The organism is Rhodococcus sp. CX (assembly GCF_015865005.1).
Taxonomy (GTDB): domain Bacteria; phylum Actinomycetota; class Actinomycetes; order Mycobacteriales; family Mycobacteriaceae; genus Rhodococcus.
Genome location: NZ_JADZGH010000140.1, coordinates 10,777 through 12,388, shown reverse-complemented (window position 1 = coordinate 12,388; position 1,612 = coordinate 10,777). Strand labels below are relative to the sequence as shown.

3 protein-coding genes are annotated in these 1,612 nt (G+C 72.8%); all 3 read right to left on the bottom strand.

Going from position 1 to position 1,612, the window contains the following annotated elements; genetic code table 11:
- On the bottom strand, positions 1-321 hold a 321-nt coding region (locus tag I0Q12_RS14795; RefSeq protein ID WP_307846246.1), incomplete at its 3' end, for an urease accessory protein UreD.
- Positions 318-1,130: an urease accessory protein UreG gene (gene ureG, locus I0Q12_RS14790; RefSeq protein WP_197252626.1), complete on the bottom strand. Its 813-nt coding sequence runs from the start codon at positions 1,128-1,130 to the stop codon at positions 318-320. The genes I0Q12_RS14795 and ureG, both read right to left, overlap by 4 nt.
- On the bottom strand, positions 1,096-1,612 hold a 517-nt coding region (locus I0Q12_RS34645), incomplete at its 5' end, for an urease accessory UreF family protein (RefSeq protein ID WP_269437617.1). The genes ureG and I0Q12_RS34645, both read right to left, overlap by 35 nt.

Sequence of the window (1,612 nt, the reverse complement as noted above, 5' to 3'; positions counted from 1 at the left end):
CACCAGCGACGCCCCGGCCCCGAGCCGCGCCCGCACCGTCCAGCTCGACGCCCGACCGGCCGCGTCGTAGGCGACGGTGCCCGCGGTCTCGACGATCTCGAGCCACGCCCCGGCCCCCACCTCGACCTCGATCACGACGTTGTCGCCGCCGAGCAGCAACGCCCCGGTCGCGACCAGCGCGACCCGCGCGCCGTTCGCGTCCCCGCCGAGCACCCGCGGCCCGAACGCGCCGGGCACCAGCCGGCACCGGGCGCGGCCGTGCGCGCGGTGCACGGCGACGGTCGTCGCGGGGTTCGGTGTCTCAGGTTTCGGGGAGGTCACTGCGGCGTCGACGCGTGCCCGTGGCCGTGAGCATGGCCATGCCCGTGCTCGTGCTCGTGCTCGTGGCTGTGCTCCTCGTGGCTGTGCTCATGGTCGTCGTCGGCATGGAAGTGCGGCGCCATCGGACCCGGATCCACCGGCACCAACCGGCCCCCGGTGTGCTCGGCCAGCACCGACCGCACCCACGCGCACAACGCCGCCACCGACTCCGGGTCCGTGCGCGAGAGCGCCAGCACCGGCCGGCCCTCCCGCGCCGCCTCCGCGTCCGCCACCATCTGCGGCACATCCACACCCACATAGGGCGCCAGATCCGTCTTGTTCACCACCAGCAGATCCGCCCGCGCGATCCCCGGCCCACCCTTGCGGGCCACATCGCCGCCGCCGGCGACGTCGAGCACGAAGATCTGCGCATCGACCAGCGCGGGGGAGAACGTCGCCGTCAGGTTGTCCCCACCCGACTCGACCAGCACCACATCCAGCGGCGCGAAATCCTCCTCGAGATCCTCCACCGCCAGCAGATTCGCCGTCACATCGTCGCGGATCGCGGTGTGCGGGCACGCGCCCGTCTCCACCGCGCGGATCCGCTCCGGATCCAGCACCCCCGCCGACCGCAGGAACCGCGCATCCTCGTCGGTGTAGATGTCGTTGGTGATCACCCCCAACGCCAGCTCCCCGGACAGCTCCCGGCACAACAACGCGATCAGCGAACTCTTCCCGGTCCCCACCGGACCGGCTACCCCGAGCCGCAGAGACCGGGCGGAGGAACAACTGTGATCAGGCACTGAACAACCTTTCTGTGGTGTGGGCATGATTCTCGGCCCACTGTTCGACGAGCGGCGCCGCGCACGCCGGGATCTGCTGTGGCTCGGTCAATCCCGCCACCGCCGTGACAAGCTGCTCGATCAACGGCTGCGCCGCCAGCACCCAGCCCGTCGCGATCGCCGGATCCACCGGCTCGAGCTTCAGCGTCGCCGCCGCGATGGTCTGCGCATCGTCGTATCCGACCAGCCGCGCCGTGTGCTCGGCATCCAACCCCGCGCGCGCGGCCAGCATCCCCGCCGCCACCGGCCGCGCCGGCCGCCACGACCGCGGAATCGGTTCCTGATCCGGCCACAACCGCCGCAACAACCGCAGATACCCGCGGCCCAGCTGCCGGGAACTGGCCCGCAGCGCCGCGCTCGGTGTGCGCGCGGCCCACGCCGCCTCCACCACGTCGAGATCGCCCCCGGCCACCGCGACACGGCGGGCGACGACCGCGGTCGCCGCCTCCACGATCGTCACCGTCCGCAAC